We start from the raw sequence: 15,061 nt of genomic DNA, 5'->3' as shown, positions 1-15,061 counted from the left end.
CGGTCCGGTCTGCGGCAGGAAGGGGAGAATCCCCGGTCGGGAGCTGTGAAAATCAGTTCGGGTAGCGGTGGCGTTCGGTCACATCGACCTGCACCAGCCGTCCTTCGTGGACGGTGAGCTGGATCGCTCCGAACTTCAGCTTTTCCAGCGCATCGAGCACGGTCTGCACAGCGCGCGGCGTATCGCCGCTTTCACCCTGCGGCTGTTCTTTGGTGGTGCTCATGCTTTGCCTTTCCCTCCTTGTGAGTCGACGAAACCATATCCTAAGTGTTTTAGTTGACAATCAATAAATTTGCTTTCTGCGCCCAAAGGTGAAGTTGCCGCGCCGAACGGATTCAGCGCTGCGACCAGCCGAAACCGTTCGTCGCCGAAGTGATTGCGCCCGCGCGCCAACGCTGGCAAAGGCGCAGCCAATGACCAAAATGAACGAACTGATGGCCCGCGGTACCGAACTTCTCGGCAGCGACTATGCCATCCTTTGCGGCGCGATGAGCTGGGTCTCGGAACGCAATCTGGTGAGCGCGATCAGTAACGCCGGCGGCTTCGGCGTGATCGCGTGCGGCGCGATGACACCCGAAATGCTCGATACCGAGATTGCGGCGACCAAGGCGCTCGCGACGCGCAATTTCGGCGTCAACCTGATCACGATGCACCCGCAGCTCTTCGAGCTGATCGAGGTGTGCGCGAAGCATCGGGTCGGCCATGTCGTGCTCGCGGGCGGCCTGCCTCCCAAGGGCAGCCTTGAGGCGATCAAGGCGTCGGGCGCGAAAGTCATCTGCTTTGCGCCAACGCTGGCCCTCGCCAAGAAGCTCGTTCGCTCGGGAGTCGACGCGCTGGTGATCGAGGGGATGGAAGCCGGCGGCCACATCGGCCCGGTATCGACGAGCGTGCTGGCGCAGGAGATTCTGCCCGAACTCGCGAACGACGTGCCGATCTTCGTCGCCGGCGGCATCGGCCGTGGCGAGGCGATCGCGGGCTATCTCGAAATGGGCGCCTCGGGCGTCCAGCTCGGCACGCGCTTCGTCTGCGCGACCGAGAGCATCGCGCATCCCAATTTCAAGAAAGCCTTCATCCGCGCCGCGGCGCGCGACGCCGTCGCCAGCGTCCAGATCGACCCGCGCCTGCCGGTGATCCCGGTACGCGCGCTCAAGAACAATGGCACCGAAGCCTTCACCGCGAAGCAGCGCGAGGTCGCGAACAGGCTCGACGCGGGCGAGGTCGACATGGCGGCGGCGCAGCTCGAAATCGAACATTATTGGGCGGGCGCGCTCCGCCGCGCGGTCATCGACGGCGACGTCGACGGCGGTTCGTTAATGGCAGGGCAATCTGTGGGTATGGTAACCCGCGAGGAGAGCGTTGCCGAGATTATCGCAACTTTGGTGCAACAGGCCGACGAGGCGTTGCGTGCCCGGGGTTGAAACCGCATGGTCGAGCGGTTGGGGAGAATATCATGACTATGTCGCGTAAGATCATCGCAGTCGGCTTGCTGGCGAGCGTCGCCGCCTGCTCGGCAAAGAAGCCCCCTGCCCCGCCGCCGCCCCCGCCGCCGGTCGCGATCGTGATCCCGCCCCGCCCGCTGCCCCCCGGCAACGCGGCGCACACGCAGATCCTGCCGGGCCGCGGCGTCGACGGCCGCTTCGTCACCGCCAACACGGCCGTCACCGGCGACCGCGCCTTCTGGCAGCTCAAGATCGGGCTCAACGTCGCCGCGATCGGTTGTCGCGGGACCGAGGAAGCGACACTCGTCGCCGCCTATAACAAGATCATCAAGACCCACGCCAAAGTGATCAAATCGACCGAAAAGACGGTCATCACCGAACTGGGCAAGCAGAACAGGAACAACGGCATTGCGCCGCGCGACCGGCTGTCGACCCAGCTTTTCAACTATTTCGCGCAGCCGCCCGCGCAGCGCGCCTTCTGCGCGCGCGCCAACGAAATCGCGCAGCTCGTCTCGTCCGAGCCGACGGCGCAGGTGATAGCGCAGGCGCCGGCCTATCTGTCGCGGCTCGACCAGCCGTTTCTCGACTTTTACGAGGCCTACGCCGCCTATCAGGTAGAGGCGGCCGCATGGGACGCGAAATATGCCCCGGCGCCGCTCGCGACCACTCCCGTCGCGCCGATGGCGACGCCGGTCCGGCCCGCTGGGTCGCCGGCCGGCATGTGACAATCCGCGAGCGCGGGCGGCGGTGTTGCACTCGTGCAACGCCGCGCCGGGTGCGCCGTGAAAATCGCCTTCGGCTCGTCGCATTTCGGGTTAACCCCGTTGCGTGCGATGTGACGTCAAACCGCCAGCGCCCGGTCGCGCCCGGTTTCCGCCCGGCCGAAAAAGCCGTGCATTTCGAAATTCATGCGCCGGCAATGGCCATACCTCCCATGGTGGACCGGAGCCTGCGAAACAGCCTTTCCGCCGCGTTCATGATGAATTTCCGGCAACGTTTCGACTCTCCACCGCCCCTTATCGTCCTCCTTGCCGGAACCGTCCGGCGCCGCTCGCGAGAGCCTTGGGGGACTTGGGAACATGACCAGATCGATCGGATTCGTCGCCGCTTGCGCGGCGGCGCTGGCGGCCGCGCCTGCCGCCGCCCAATATCGGACGCAGGAGCCGCAGGCACCCGGATATGCCGCGCCCAACCTGCGCCTGCCGCCGCTCGATGCGCGCGGCGATTTCGTGACGCCCAATCGTGATTTGACCGGTCACGTGGCGTTCTGGAACGTCAAGATCGCGCTCAACGTGGCCGCCATCGGCTGCCGGCATCCGGGCTCGCTGCGGCTCATCGCCGACTATAACGATATCATCGCGCGCCACGGCAATCTGATCCGCGCCGCCGAGGGGACGGTGATCGCGCGTACCGGCGTCGCCGTGCGCGACCGCATGTCGACGAAGCTGTTCAACTATTTCGCGCAGCCGCCCGCGCAGAAGCAATTCTGTCCGGTCGCCGGATCGGTGGCGGAACGGATGCGCGGAATGAGCGCCGCCGAGGCGATCGAAGCGGCCCCGGCCCTGCTCAGCGAGCTCGACCGGCCCTTCACCGACTTCTATCGCGCCTATGCGCAATATCAGGCCGATCTGGCCGAATGGCGCAGCGGACAGACCGTGCAGCTGGCCTCGGCAAAGCCCTGAACGAAAATAACGTGGGGCGATAGCAACGGGTGAACGCATCTGTTAGCAGGGTGGAGCGATGACCAATGCTCCGCCCCCTCCCTCGACCGCCGCGCAGTCGGCGCGCGAAATCCTGACCCGGCTGCACGAGGTGATGGCGGCGCGCACCAACGCGCAAAGCAAGCTCAACCAGGTCGTCGGAATCATCGGCGAATGCCTGCACAGCGAGGTCTGCTCGATCTACCTGCTGCGCGACGGGTCGCTCGAACTCTACGCCACGCGCGGCCTGAAGCAGGAGGCGGTGCACGTCACCCGCCTCGGCCTCGGCGAAGGGCTGGTCGGCACGATTGCCGAGCAGATCGAGACGCTGAACCTCGACGAGGCTGCGGCGCATCCCGACTTTTCCTACCGCCCCGAAACCGGTGAGGAATTGTTCCACAGCTTCGCGGGCGTGCCGATCATCCGCCGCGAACGCGCCGTCGGCGTGCTCTGCGTCCAGCACAGCGACCCGCGCCGCTATGAAGAGATCGAGATCGAGACGCTGCAGACGGTTGCGATGGTGCTGTCCGAACTCATCGCCAACGCCGACCTTGTCGACACCGCGGCGCGCACCGATGCTGCGGCGACCGACCAGTCGGCGCAGCGATTGACCGGCCAGAAGCTGGTCGACGGGATGGGCGCCGGCGTCGCCGTGTTCCACCAGCCGCGCATCACGATCGAGCATACCGTCGCCGACGATACCGAAGCCGAGCGCCACCGCGTCTATGCCGCGTTCGACAAGATGCGCGAGCAGATCGACCGCATGGCGAGCCAGGCCGAATTCGGCGTCGGCGGCGAGCATGAGGAGGTGCTCGAAACCTACAAGATGTTCGCCTATGACGAGGGCTGGTCGCGCCGGATCAACGAGGCGATCGACAGCGGCCTGACCGCCGAGGCGGCGATCGAGCGCGTCCAGCAGCGCACCCGGATGCGGATGCGCCAGATCGACGACCCGCTGCTCCGCGACCGGATGCACGACCTCGAGGATCTGTCGAACCGGCTGATCCGCATCGTCTCGGGCCAGATGGGCACCGCGGCGCAAATGGGGCTTCGCCAGGATTCGATCCTGATCGCGCGCAACCTCGGCCCCGCCGAGCTGCTCGAATACGACCGCCGCCGCCTGAAAGGCGTGGTGCTGGAGGAAGGATCGCTCACCGCGCACGTCATCATCGTCGCGCGCGCGATGGGCGTGCCGGTGATCGGCCGCGTCCGCGACGTCCGCACCTCGATCCGCGAGGGCGACGCGCTGCTGCTCGACGCCGGGGCGGGCACGGTCCAGGTCCGTCCGACCCCTGCGGTCCAGGAAGCCTTCGACGCCAAGCTCGAAATCTCGCAGAAGCGCCGCGCCAATCTCGCCGCGCTGCGCGACCTGCCCGCGGTCACGAAGGACGGCGTGCCGATCGAACTGATGATCAACGCCGGGCTGCGCGAGGATGTCGCGGCGCTCGACCTCACCGGCGCGCGCGGCATCGGCCTGTTCCGCACCGAATTCCAGTTCCTCGTATCGGCCACCCTGCCCCAGCGCGAGCGGCAGCAGCGGCTCTATCGCGACGTGCTCGACGCGGCGGGCGAGCGGCCGGTCATCTTCCGCACCGTCGACATCGGGGGCGACAAGGCGCTCCCCTATATGAACCTCGGCGACACCGCGCAGGAGGAAAATCCCGCGATGGGCTGGCGCGCGCTGCGCCTCGCGCTCGAACGCGAAGGATTGCTCAAGGTCCAGGCGCGTGCGCTGATGGAGGCGGCGGCCGGCCGCACGCTCAACGTCATGTTCCCGATGGTGTCCGAACCCTGGGAGTATGAGGCGGCGCGCGACCTGTTCGTGAAGCAGCGCGCGTGGCTCGCGCAGCACAACAAGAAGCTGCCCGTCGCGATCCGCTATGGGGCGATGCTCGAAGTGCCGGGTCTGGTCGAAACGCTCGACCTGATGCTGCCGCACCTTGATTTCCTGTCGATCGGGACCAACGACCTTACCCAGTTCCTGTTCGCCGCCGACCGCGCGCACCCGCGGCTTGCCGAACGCTACGACTGGCTGTCGCCGACCGTCATGCGTTACCTGTCGCGTGTCGTGAAGCTCGTCGCGGGAACGAAGGTGCAGCTTGGCGTCTGCGGCGAGATGGGCGGGCGGCCATTGGAGGCAATGGCGCTGCTCGGCATCGGGATCGAACGGCTGTCGATCACCCCGGCGGGCGTCGGCCCGGTCAAGGCGATGATCCGCTCGCTCGACCTCGCGGCGCTCCGCGCCGCCATCCCCGCGATGCTCGCCCGGCCTGCCGCCGATCCGCGTGGGCAATATCTGGCGTGGGCGAAGAGCCACGGGGTCGATCTCGGCGATTGAGGAAATGGCGGCAACAAACCTGTCATCATACCTCGTTTCCGTCCCAGCCCGACGCGCTTTCCTAAGCAGTTATTAACTAAATCTGCCTAGCTTCCCGAAAGAATTTGACGAGGATTCTTGGGGGCTTCCTAAAATGTTCATGCGCGCCGGGCAGTTTGAGACAGCGGGACAACTGGCACGCGACGATGTTCCTGTGACCATCGCGGTCCTTTTGCCCTGCTACAATGAGGGGTTGGTAATCGCCACGGTAATCGACCGTTTCCGCGCGATGCTCCCCGACGCCAAAATCTATGTGTATGACAACAACAGTCGCGACAACTCGGCCGAAATCGCCCGGCGCGCGGGTGCGATCGTCCGCAGCGAACCGAGGCAAGGCAAGGGTTTCGTCGTTCGCCGCATGTTTGCCGATATCGACGCGGACATCTACATCATGTGCGACGCCGACGAGACCTACGATGCCGAGGCGGCTCCCGATTTAATCAGGCAGCTTGTCGATGGCGGGTTCGATATGGTGGTCGGAACGCGCGTGGACACGAGCGGGACCGCATATCGGCCTGCCCATCGGTTCGGCAACTGGATGCTGACGTCACTAGTGCGAGCGATTTTCGGGGGCGGCTTCAGCGACATGCTCAGCGGCTATCGCGCCTTTTCCAAGCGGTTCGTCAAATCCTTTCCGCAAATGTCGCAGGGGTTCGAAATCGAGACCGAACTGACCATCCACGCGTTGCAGCTCGAAATGCCGACCAGCGAAGCTCCGACACGTTTCAAGGATCGGGTCGAAGGTTCCGAAAGCAAGCTGCAAACCGTGACCGACGGCTTCCGTATCCTTTGGACGATCGCGACATTGCTGAAGCAAGAACGCCCGTTCGCCCTTTTCGGGTCGATCTCCCTCTTCCTTTTGTCGCTCGCCCTCCTCTTCGGCTATCCCGTCATAGCCGAATATATGCACAGCTACACCGTTCCGCGCCTGCCGATGGCCTTACTGGCGACCGGAACGATGATCCTTGCATTTCTCAGCCTGTTCTGCGGGCTGATACTCGACACCGTCACCCGCGGGCGCAAGGAAGCGAAGCTGCTACGCTATCTCCAACTCCCAAGCGTATACGCCCGTCTCGAAACTCAGGATATGGTGTAGGTCATGCCGACCGATGCCGAGCGGCGGCTCCATCCCCGCATTTTCGATACCGACTGGTTGATGCTGCGGGGAATGACGCGCGTGCTCGGCCAGCTTGTCACCCGTCATGTACGCGAAGGGCAGAAAGTCCTCGATTTCGGATGTGGAAATAGGCCCTATGCGCCGCTCTTCAAGGGACGCGAGGCCATCTATCTCGGCGCCGACTTCGGCCACGAAGCGGATGTTTCGATAGCGCCGGACGGACGGATTCAACTTGCGGATGCGAGCATCGACATCGTGATCTCGGTTCAAGTTCTCGAGCATGTCCGCAATCTCGATGTCTATTTCGCGGAGATTTCCCGCATATTGAAGCCCGGCGGCATCCTGTTCCTTTCAACGCACGGGACATGGCTCTATCACCCGCATCCGGAAGACCATCGCCGCTGGACCCGCGTCGGACTGATCAACGACATCGAGACCCGCGGTTTCGCGGTTCGCGAAATCGAGTCGATCGTGGGCCCGCTGGGCACCACGACCATGATCCGTTCGACCGGTTATGCCGTGTTCCTGCGCCGGATACCGCTGGTTGGCGGGCTGATCGCGGGAGCGATCGCAACGGTCATGAACCTGCGCGGATTGATGGAGGAAGCCGTCACCCCGGCGCAGATCCGGTTCGACAATGGCTGCGTCTATGTGACTCGGTGCGAGAAGCACCCCTCATGACCAACCTCCTGCAGACTTTTCGCTATTCGGTCGTGTCAGCGATCTGCCTGCTGCTCAGCATAGCAATGGTACCTTTGCTCGCCAAGGTCGGCGTGCATTACGCCTTTGCGACCTTCGTCGGCTTCTGCCTCAGCGCGATTACCGGCTTTCTCCTGCACAGCCGCTGGACGTTCGATGTCGATCGCAGTTTCGCGGCATTCGCGCGCTACGTTTCGGCGGTTGCGCTCAACCTACCCCTAACCGTCATTCTGATCGGCTTGGGACATGATATCATCGGGTTCAGTGTCGGGATCTCGACAACGATGGCGGCGGCGGTGCTCGTGATCTGGAACTTCATCGCGGTCCGGTGGGCGATCGTGCCCCGCCTGTCCGGGGCCGGGTCGTAACGGTCATCGGTACCGCGATGAGGATAGTTTCCGTCAGCAATTTCTTCGACACGCACGGCGGTGGGCTGGAACGCGTGGCGGCGCATCTGAATCGCGAATTCGCCGACGCCGGACACGACGTCGCATGGGCGGCGAGCGATGCCGACGGGCTGCCGAAAAGTCCGGCGCGGCTCATTGCCCTGCACTGCGCCAACCCAACCGAGAAACTGACCGGTCTGCCGATGCCGCTGCCCGGCCCACGTTCCATAGCCCGGCTATGGCGAGCGGTCCGCGATGCCGATGCCGTGGTGATCCACGACGCGCTCTATGTAACGTCGATCCTGGCGATGATATTCGCCAAAGCGGCGAACAAACGCGCAATCATGATCCAGCATATCGGAGTGATTCCTTTTACGGGCCCGCTGTTGAACGGCGTGATGCGTCTGGCCAACGCAATCGTCACCCGGCCGATGATGGCGGCCGCCGACAGGCTCGCCTTCATCAGCGCGACGGTGCGCGACGACCTGCTCGGCGCGCCGCCCCGGCGCCCTTCGCTGCTCGTCTTCAACGGCGTCGACCATTCGGTCTTCAACGCGCAGCGCGCGCGCGCGCGCGACGAAACCCGGACGCGATGGGGCCTTCCAACCGACGCCCCGCTTGCGGTCTTCGTCGGCCGTTTCGTCGACAAGAAAGGCTTACGCATTCTCAGACTACTCGCGCAGCAACGCCCCGACGTGCATTTCGCCCTGCTCGGACAAGGTCCGATCGATCCGCACGAGTGGGACCTGGCGAACGTGCATCCGCTCGGCCAGCAGCCGCAGGAAGCGATCGCCGACCTTTATCGTGCGGCTGACATGCTGTTACTGCCGAGCGTGGGCGAGGGTTATCCGCTGGTCGTACAGGAAGCGATGGCCTGCGGCCTTCCCGTGATCTGCGGCGACGGCAGCGCGAGGGCAGACCCAGCCGCCGGCCGCTGGCTTATCGGCGTCGACATCGACCTCACCGACCCGGAGGGTTCGGCCGGTCGCTGCGCCGCCGCAATCGATGCGCTTAAGGACGCGCCGGTCGATACGGCCGGGATGGCCGGCTATGCTGCGGAAGCCTATGACTGGCGCCGGATGGCGGCCGCGCTTCTCGACGGCTTGTGCTGATCATTCGATAATCGCCGTCCGGCACCCTTGGCTGCGCAAAAGCGCTGCTACGGCACGATTGGCTTTTTCCACATCCACCGTGGGGGCCCCGTCCGCGTGATAAGCACGAATGGGGCGGAGCAGCCCTTCACCCGCGAAAGCGACCAGCGGCGCGGGACGCATTGCGCAGAGCGCCCGCGCGAGTTCAGGGTCTATCCGTCCGCGTATCAGCCGGACCGGCCGCAGATCGAGCCCAGGCGGGTTGATGACCAGATCGGCGACGAACGGAGCATCGTCCTCGCCCACCACCACAAAATCGGCTTCGCTGCGGGCGAGCCGTTCCGAAGCCCGTGCCGGCACTACATAGGAAGCGTGCGCCATATAGGCCTGCAGGGGCAGGATTACGGCCAGCCCGGCTACCGTGGTACGCAACAGGAGACTGCGCCAGAGCGCCTGCGCTTCGCCCAGCGTCGTCCAACCATAAACGGAGAGCAGGATGAAGTTTCCGATCAGCCCGTGCAGGTAACGATATCCGAACCCGTGCCCCTGATAGGGCAATATCGCGAACATGACGCCCACGGTTAGCAGGATGCCGCCGAAGAGCGCGCCGGCCAGCCGGTTTCGGCGAGCGAGGACGATCCCGGTGGACAGAAGCGGCAGGAGAAGCAGGTGCTGCCATGCGAAAAAACGCAGGATGTTCGGTACCATATTGGCAATGCGGATCCCGTCGCCGAGCGCAACCGTGGCCGCTAGCCGACTGATATAATCGACGCCTTCGCCTTTCGGGGCCATCGCGTTGCTCTCGACCAACGCCCACATGGCGTTGGGCCACCAGGCCCAGAACGCACCTATGATAGCATATCCAACAAAATAGAGCGCCGCGCGGCGCCAGGCGCGTTCCAGCAGCAGCAGGCTCAGGATCGGTGCCGCGAACATCGGATGCATAATCGGCTGATGCAGGCCGACAGCCAGAAATCCGATTGCCATTGCCGCCAGGTCGGCCGTTATCGTCCGACGCAGGAACAGACATAGCCAGCAAAGGTTGAGCGCCAGATGCGCCGGCATGGCGTAAGCCGTCATGCCATTGAAGAGAACCTGCCCGGAGCCGGCATAGAGCAGCAGCGCAACCACGGCCGGCTCGTGGCTGTCGGGCCAGATACGCCGCGCGCATCCCCACAACGCGGCCGCGCCGACCGCCAGCATGGCGGGGCCGGTCAGCGCAGCATCGCCGAGCAACCCGAAAAGCGTCCGGATCAGTGCGTTCAACGGCAGATAGGCCGATATCCAGGCCGCCGTCTCTCTTGTCGGATACATGAACATGGTGTTGAGCGCTTCGGCATGATGGCGCCAGATACCCGTCAGCGGGGCGACCAGTTGCCCCTGCGCAAAGACGGCCGCGTCGAATGTCGCCATCTGCTCGTCGCGGCTCAGATCATATCCCGACAATATGGCGTAGTGACCCGCAAAGGCGACGACGGCCATTAGGCAGCCCACGCCCAGCGCCAATGGCGGGCCACCGCGCAGCGCCTTCGCCCGCGGGGAGAGCCGCGGCAAGCAAAGGGCGAGCAACAAGACGGCGGCGAATAGTAGCCAGCGATCCTGCCGCTGGAGATAGAGGAGCGTCAGGCTGCCAGTCGCCCCCTGCAACGCAACGATCGCGAACGCCATGATCGCAAGGATGGCAGGCCGTTCGACTGTTAACCGGAGAAGCTCTTTAGTACGCATCCCGCGTCTTTGACACATCATGGATAATTCGATGTTAACTCCGTGGGCTCGTTGACATTCGACCTTCTGCGCCGTGCGCCGGTCCAAAGGTCGATTTTCGTGCTCGAGTTAACGTTTCGAAAGGACACCTTGGTTAATATTGTGTTGTCCCGCCATCCGGCCGCAGGAAAGTCGATGCAGCTCGTCAAGCAATCCTATTCGGGAATCGTTCAAGCCGTAGCAGGGCTCGGCCCCTTCGCAAGGCTCGCCGAACGGGCGGCACGCAGCGCCCCCTATGGCCTCGAACGCTGGGCGGCGTCGCTGCTCGCCATCCATGACATCGACCGCATGATCGCGCTTGACCTGCCATGGTGGAACGTCGCCGCAACGCGCGATGTGGAGGCGCATTTGCGCGCGCATCCGGGGGCACGCGTTTTCGAGTATGGCTCGGGCGCCAGCACCGCCTGGCTCGCCGCGCGCGCCGGCAGTGTAACGTCGGTCGAGCACCATGCCGACTGGCTGCGCAAGGTCGCGGGGAAGGCGTCGAGTTTCGACCATGTGACACTCTGGCACCGCGATCTCGAAAGCGGTGCCTACGCGGCGGCGATCGACGAGAGCGACGATACCTATGACCTGATCGTGGTCGACGGCCGCGAGCGTGTGGCCTGCCTGTGGCACGCGATCCCGCATCTGCGCCCCGACGGTGTCATCCTGTTCGACGATAGCGGCCGCAGCCGTTACCGCAGCGCGATCGGGACGTGCGGCCTGGCCGAGCGTCGCTATTTCGGCCGCTCCTATTGCGTGCCCTATCCCGATCACAGCAGCATCCTGCGTGGCTGATTTGGCCGCCGGCGCATGGACGCCGGTGCTGGGCCGGCTCGTCCGCTGGGCCGGCGCGGCGGCACTCGCCGCCAGTCTACTGTTCATCGGCGATCGCCTGTGGTGGCTCGACTGGGCGACGTTGCGTTCGCATCTGTCCCGGGACTTCGTCGCGGCGGTCGCTGGGGCCATGCTACTCTTTGCGCTGGCCGACCGCCTCCTTGCACAAGCCTGGTCAACGACGGTCGATCCGGACCGGACGGTACCGCGGCGCAGACTGCTCGGCATTTATGCCCGCGGAGTCTTGCTCAAATATCTGCCGGGCTCGATCTTCCAATATGTGAGCCGCCAGATCGAGGGTGCGAAGCGAGGCCTGGGACAAAAGCGGCTGGCGCAATCCACGGGGCTCGAGGTGGGGTTCCACCTCCTCAGCAGCATGGCCGCAGCGGCCGTCTTCTTCCTGTTCGATCGTTCGCCCATCGCCGCGCTGCTGGTGATCGCGGCGACTGCCGCCGGGCTGTTCGCGTTCCGGCGTCCGCTAATATCGGCAATGGGATGGCAGATCGTCGCCTTCGGCCTGTTCGGCCTTGCCGCCGCGCTCGTCGGCGGCGCGGTATTCCCCGCCGGAACCAGCCTGCCCCATTTCGCCGCCGTCTTCCTGCTCGCCTGGCTGGCCGGCTTCGTCGTGCCCGTGGCGCCCGGCGGCATCGGCGTGCGGGAGGCCGCGCTGCTCGCGCTGGCGGGCGGCTCCATACCGACGGCGGCATCGCTTGCGGCGGTGCTCGCCCTTCGGGTCGCCTCGATCGGCGGCGACCTGATGTTCGGAATGATCGTGCTGGCGCGGCGGCCGGCCGAATAGGCTTCGCCAGCCGCCGTCCTGCGGCTCTCAGAAGGGCATGAACATCGGGCCGCCGCGATCGGGTTCGGCGGGGACCTCCAGCCGATCACCCCATGTCAGGCGCGCGGCGGTGCCCCCCGCAGTCGAGGCGCGGTGCTGCCCGCGATCGAGGAAAATCCGGTTCCCGACCCCCAGCGGCTTGCCGTCGACCGCGAGTTTCGCATCGCGAACCGTATAAGTCCCCGGAACACGAATTTCGAAATCATGGTCCGCGGCATCGGCGGGGACGATTTCGCCGGCGATCCAGAACGGCCCCCAGAACGGAATATAGGTGTCGCGGATCGCGGCGAGGTCGGTCGGCAGAAATTGCGGAACCGGGCCGGTCCCCGTCAGCGCATTCTTGAACATATAGTCGTTGACGACCACCAGCGGCACAGGCTCCGCCGCCATCGTCTCCCTCATGCTGGGAAAGTCGCCGGCCTTGTAGCGGGTAATCCCCCACAGGGTCATAAAGGGATTGGCCTTCGGAAAACGGCCTAGCATCGCGCAGCTGTCGAAATAGGCGACGCCGTCCGGGAACATCCGGTCGGCGACGCGGAGAATCTGGCGCTGCCTTTCCATCGCGTTCGGCGGCTCGCGCAGCAGCACGGTCGCGCCGCTCAGCAGGAACAACGCAGCAAGCGCGGCCGACAGGCGGCGGCCGGCAATCCACTGCAGCACCGCGCCGCACGCGACGAATACCGGCGGCAGGATATAGACGGAGAAATAGGGCGCGGTGTTGTGATAGAAGACCAGCGTCAGTATCGGCAGGTAAAAGCCCGCCAGAACGATCTTTTGCGCTTTCGGCCGGGCCGAGGCCCAAAGCGTGAACGGGCACAGCAGGACGATCAGCGTCTGCGCGATCGACAGCTCCGCGCCTTTCAGCGTCGATTTCCAATAGGATAGGAAGGCGAGCATGTTGCGGCCGGCGCTCGACACCAGGCTCGTCGCCTCGCCTCCGCTGCCGGAAGCAAGCGTACTCGCGTGGAGCGTATAAATCAGGGCGGCGGACAGCAGCGCGGTCGCGCCGACCACGATCAACCGGAAGGCGGTCGTGCGCCTGTCCGCCGCCTCGTACCAGAGAAACCAAGCGATGCCGAGAAAGACCGGCGCATAGAGAATCGTCTTGATTGTCAGGACCACCGAGGTTCCGGCGAGAACGCCGGCGAAGAAGATCGACCAGCCTGCCAAACGCGCGCGCAACAACAGGCAAGCCGCCGTCATCAGCAACGCCGCGGCGGGCGCATCGAACCGGAACGAGGTGCCATGCTGCAGGACGTAGCCCGTGGTGAGATAGGCGAGCGCACACAGCGCCGCGACCGGACGTGCGACGAAACGCGAAGCCGCGCCGATGATCGCGGCCGTGACCACCAGTTCGCACATGAGCATGAACAGACGGATGACGATGATATGGTCGATCCCCGACCCCGGCAGATCGGCAACCCATGCGAAGGCGCGGGTATAGAGCGTCTGCAGCGGTTCGTTCAGCGTGCCCTGGACCAGCTTCTGGACCTGGCTGTAATGATAGAATTCGTCCCAGTTGATCGCCCGCGTCAGTGCCATGTGCAGATGGGCGAGGAGGGCGACGGCAATCGCGGCAAAGGGCCAGAACTCCGATTGCGTGGCGGGAAGCCAGCGGCGGCGCGTCGATGCCGGAGCGACGGCCCCGGACGCGGCCGCATCCATCACGCAGTTCCGGCGCGCGGCGGCACGGCCGTATCGCGCGGCGCTTCGGTCGCGGGGGGCGGCAGGCGATCCTCGATCTCGGCGAGCCGTTTCAGGCTCGCTTCGATCAGCTTGCGGTTCGCGGCTATCAGGTCGGCGAGCATTCCCATGACCGCGACAAGCGTACCAAGGACGAGCAGCGCGCCGCCTATGACCAGTGACTGGACATGGCCGTCGCCGTCGCCCCGCGCGAAGAGGAAGAGGAAGCGGACGAGCGGCAACAGCCCGACAAAACCGATCGCGGTCCCGAGACCGACGAACACGCGCAGCGGTCTATACGTCGTGTAGGCGCGCACCATAGTCAGACCGGTGTTCATGATGAAACGCGGCACCGACTTGAACAGCCGCGACGGCCGCGTCGTGGCGTTGGTGCGGATCGGCACGCTGATGACCGCGAGCCGCTTGCGTCCCGCCTGGATCAGCATGTCGGTGGTGTAGCTGAATTCGGTCGTAATGGTGATGCGCTGCGCGGCCTCGCGGCTGATCGCGCGGAAGCCGCTGACCGCGTCGGGCACCTCGACATTGGCGAGCCGCTGGACGACCGCGCTGCCAAGCCGCTGCAGCCGGCGCTTGATTGGTCCGAAATGGGCATTGTCGGCGACCCCGCGGTCACCGATCACGATATCGGCACGGCCCTCGACGATCGGCGCGACGATGGTCGCGATATCCTCGCCCGCATATTGGCCGTCGGCGTCGGTGTTGACGACAATGTCTGCCCCGGCGCGCAGCGCGGCGTCGAGCCCCGACTGGAAGGCGGCGGCAAGGCCGCGATTGGTGCGGTGGCTGACGACGTGATGTGCGCCCCACATGCGCGCGACCTGCGCCGTGTTGTCGGTGCTGCCGTCGTCGATGACGAGGATCTCGATGGTATCGATTCCGGCAATGCGGCGCGGCAGCGCGGCGAGCGTCGCCGGCAGATCCTCCGCCTCGTTCAGGCAGGGAATCTGGATAATCAGTTTCGTCATCGCCCGCGATACCTCTCGCCGAGCCTGTTTACACCCTGGCTGGCCATGCTTTCCCCCACTTATCCCGACGGAATGCGGGTTTAGGCCGATATGGTTAACGCGCACCTAAGATCGGCGCTGACCATGTTGCCCAATTTTATGTTTATGTTATGTTCTCATTTC

The 15,061-nt window shown here is 64.9% G+C and carries 14 protein-coding genes; 10 read left to right on the top strand and 4 right to left on the bottom strand.

The window, feature by feature from the left end; translation table 11 throughout:
- Window positions 1-52: 52 nt before the first annotated feature.
- Window positions 53-223, bottom strand: coding sequence for a YezD family protein (locus QOL79_RS15275; protein ID WP_082657791.1), 171 nt, complete (start codon window positions 221-223; stop codon window positions 53-55).
- Window positions 224-413: 190 nt separating this feature from the next.
- Between QOL79_RS15275 and QOL79_RS15270 the strand changes: the two genes are divergently transcribed.
- The 8 genes from QOL79_RS15270 (at window position 414) to QOL79_RS15235 (ending at window position 8,830) form a co-directional block, all read left to right on the top strand.
- Window positions 414-1,418, top strand: a complete 1,005-nt coding sequence (locus QOL79_RS15270; protein WP_058457215.1) for an NAD(P)H-dependent flavin oxidoreductase — start codon at window positions 414-416, stop codon at window positions 1,416-1,418.
- A gap of 32 nt (window positions 1,419-1,450) precedes the next feature.
- Window positions 1,451-2,164, top strand: coding sequence for a hypothetical protein (locus tag QOL79_RS15265; protein ID WP_283420059.1), 714 nt, complete (start codon window positions 1,451-1,453; stop codon window positions 2,162-2,164).
- 354 nt (window positions 2,165-2,518) lie between these two features.
- Window positions 2,519-3,121: a hypothetical protein gene (locus QOL79_RS15260; RefSeq protein ID WP_058457268.1), complete on the top strand. Its 603-nt coding sequence runs from the start codon at window positions 2,519-2,521 to the stop codon at window positions 3,119-3,121.
- A 58-nt stretch (window positions 3,122-3,179) separates the two neighbouring features.
- On the top strand, window positions 3,180-5,477 hold the full coding sequence (ptsP, locus tag QOL79_RS15255) for a phosphoenolpyruvate--protein phosphotransferase (protein WP_058457269.1): 2,298 nt from the start codon (window positions 3,180-3,182) through the stop codon (window positions 5,475-5,477).
- 193 nt (window positions 5,478-5,670) lie between these two features.
- A complete protein-coding gene (locus QOL79_RS15250) occupies window positions 5,671-6,612 on the top strand; it encodes a glycosyltransferase (protein WP_331458626.1) in 942 nt (313 codons plus the stop codon).
- A gap of 3 nt (window positions 6,613-6,615) precedes the next feature.
- Complete coding sequence (locus QOL79_RS15245) at window positions 6,616-7,314, top strand: class I SAM-dependent methyltransferase (RefSeq protein ID WP_058457270.1); 699 nt, start codon at window positions 6,616-6,618, stop codon at window positions 7,312-7,314.
- Window positions 7,311-7,700, top strand: a complete 390-nt coding sequence (locus tag QOL79_RS15240) for a GtrA family protein (protein ID WP_058457271.1) — start codon at window positions 7,311-7,313, stop codon at window positions 7,698-7,700. Before QOL79_RS15245 ends, QOL79_RS15240 begins: the two co-directional genes overlap by 4 nt.
- Window positions 7,661-8,830 (top strand): glycosyltransferase family 4 protein, encoded by a 1,170-nt coding sequence (locus tag QOL79_RS15235; RefSeq protein WP_058800182.1) that lies wholly within the window; start codon window positions 7,661-7,663, stop codon window positions 8,828-8,830. Before QOL79_RS15240 ends, QOL79_RS15235 begins: the two co-directional genes overlap by 40 nt.
- On the opposite strand, the gene QOL79_RS15230 is transcribed toward QOL79_RS15235, so the two are convergent.
- Complete coding sequence (locus QOL79_RS15230; RefSeq protein WP_058457273.1) at window positions 8,831-10,477, bottom strand: hypothetical protein; 1,647 nt, start codon at window positions 10,475-10,477, stop codon at window positions 8,831-8,833. It lies immediately after the preceding gene.
- A gap of 231 nt (window positions 10,478-10,708) precedes the next feature.
- On the opposite strand from QOL79_RS15230, the gene QOL79_RS15225 reads away from it, so the two are divergent.
- Together QOL79_RS15225 and QOL79_RS15220 are read left to right on the top strand one after the other, a co-directional pair.
- On the top strand, window positions 10,709-11,353 hold the full coding sequence (locus QOL79_RS15225) for a class I SAM-dependent methyltransferase (RefSeq protein ID WP_058457274.1): 645 nt from the start codon (window positions 10,709-10,711) through the stop codon (window positions 11,351-11,353).
- Complete coding sequence (locus QOL79_RS15220; RefSeq protein ID WP_156418593.1) at window positions 11,346-12,191, top strand: hypothetical protein; 846 nt, start codon at window positions 11,346-11,348, stop codon at window positions 12,189-12,191. The genes QOL79_RS15225 and QOL79_RS15220 overlap by 8 nt, the downstream gene beginning before the upstream one ends.
- 27 nt (window positions 12,192-12,218) lie before the next feature.
- Here QOL79_RS15220 and QOL79_RS15215 read toward each other — a convergent pair whose 3' ends face one another.
- Together QOL79_RS15215 and QOL79_RS15210 are read right to left on the bottom strand one after the other, a co-directional pair.
- Complete coding sequence (locus QOL79_RS15215) at window positions 12,219-13,895, bottom strand: hypothetical protein (protein WP_058457276.1); 1,677 nt, start codon at window positions 13,893-13,895, stop codon at window positions 12,219-12,221.
- The gene (locus tag QOL79_RS15210) at window positions 13,895-14,899 is read right to left on the bottom strand and encodes a glycosyltransferase family 2 protein (RefSeq protein WP_283420058.1); all 1,005 of its coding nucleotides are present in this window, start codon (window positions 14,897-14,899) and stop codon (window positions 13,895-13,897) included. Before QOL79_RS15210 ends, QOL79_RS15215 begins: the two co-directional genes overlap by 1 nt.
- Window positions 14,900-15,061: the final 162 nt, after the last annotated feature.

Source organism: Sphingopyxis sp. Geo48, from assembly GCF_949769155.1.
In the GTDB taxonomy this organism is placed as follows: Bacteria; Pseudomonadota; Alphaproteobacteria; order Sphingomonadales; family Sphingomonadaceae; genus Sphingopyxis.
This window is presented reverse-complemented; position numbering and strand designations above follow the sequence as displayed.

Excerpts from the sequence above, each read along its gene's own strand:
- QOL79_RS15225 (WP_058457274.1), top strand. The coding sequence starts at position 10,709 with ATGCAGCTCGTCAAGCAATCCTATTCGGGAATCGTTCAAGCCGTAGCA.
- QOL79_RS15265 (WP_283420059.1), top strand. The coding sequence starts at position 1,451 with ATGACTATGTCGCGTAAGATCATCGCAGTCGGCTTGCTGGCGAGCGTC.
- QOL79_RS15215 (WP_058457276.1), bottom strand. The coding sequence starts at position 13,895 with ATGGATGCGGCCGCGTCCGGGGCCGTCGCTCCGGCATCGACGCGCCGC.
- QOL79_RS15240 (WP_058457271.1), top strand. The coding sequence starts at position 7,311 with ATGACCAACCTCCTGCAGACTTTTCGCTATTCGGTCGTGTCAGCGATC.
- QOL79_RS15230 (WP_058457273.1), bottom strand. The coding sequence starts at position 10,477 with ATGGCGTTCGCGATCGTTGCGTTGCAGGGGGCGACTGGCAGCCTGACG.
- QOL79_RS15270 (WP_058457215.1), top strand. The coding sequence starts at position 414 with ATGACCAAAATGAACGAACTGATGGCCCGCGGTACCGAACTTCTCGGC.
- QOL79_RS15275 (WP_082657791.1), bottom strand. The coding sequence starts at position 223 with ATGAGCACCACCAAAGAACAGCCGCAGGGTGAAAGCGGCGATACGCCG.
- QOL79_RS15260 (WP_058457268.1), top strand. The coding sequence starts at position 2,519 with ATGACCAGATCGATCGGATTCGTCGCCGCTTGCGCGGCGGCGCTGGCG.
- ptsP (WP_058457269.1), top strand. The coding sequence starts at position 3,180 with ATGACCAATGCTCCGCCCCCTCCCTCGACCGCCGCGCAGTCGGCGCGC.
- QOL79_RS15210 (WP_283420058.1), bottom strand. The coding sequence starts at position 14,899 with ATGACGAAACTGATTATCCAGATTCCCTGCCTGAACGAGGCGGAGGAT.
- QOL79_RS15245 (WP_058457270.1), top strand. The coding sequence starts at position 6,616 with ATGCCGACCGATGCCGAGCGGCGGCTCCATCCCCGCATTTTCGATACC.